Origin of the sequence: Streptomyces sp. P17 (assembly GCF_032436805.1) — a bacterium.
GTDB lineage: Bacteria > Actinomycetota > Actinomycetes > Streptomycetales > Streptomycetaceae > Streptomyces.
Genome location: NZ_JAVRBF010001567.1, coordinates 1 through 231, shown reverse-complemented (window position 1 = coordinate 231; position 231 = coordinate 1). Strand labels below are relative to the sequence as shown.

Annotated in this window: 1 protein-coding gene; it reads right to left on the bottom strand. The window is 52.4% G+C overall.

The features are described 5' to 3' along the window. On the bottom strand, window positions 1-231 hold a 231-nt coding region (locus RMT89_RS45700), incomplete at both ends, for a hypothetical protein (RefSeq protein WP_315889645.1).

The window sequence follows — 231 nt, the reverse complement described above, 5'->3', positions numbered from 1 at the left end:
CGGCTGCACGTTCGGAAATGTGCAAGCTTTCACGGCTTGGCGTGACAGAGATAGAATGTGCTGCTGCTTGGAGAACCAAATAGAACACGGGCATGTTGTCTTCCCATCCACCCCAAGCACGACGACGCCGAGTACCGTCAGTAATTATCTCGGTAATCGCATCGTATTGTTCACGGTAGCTCTCATGCGTTGGGACCGGATAAACCACGTCGCCATAGCGAACGTAGATAG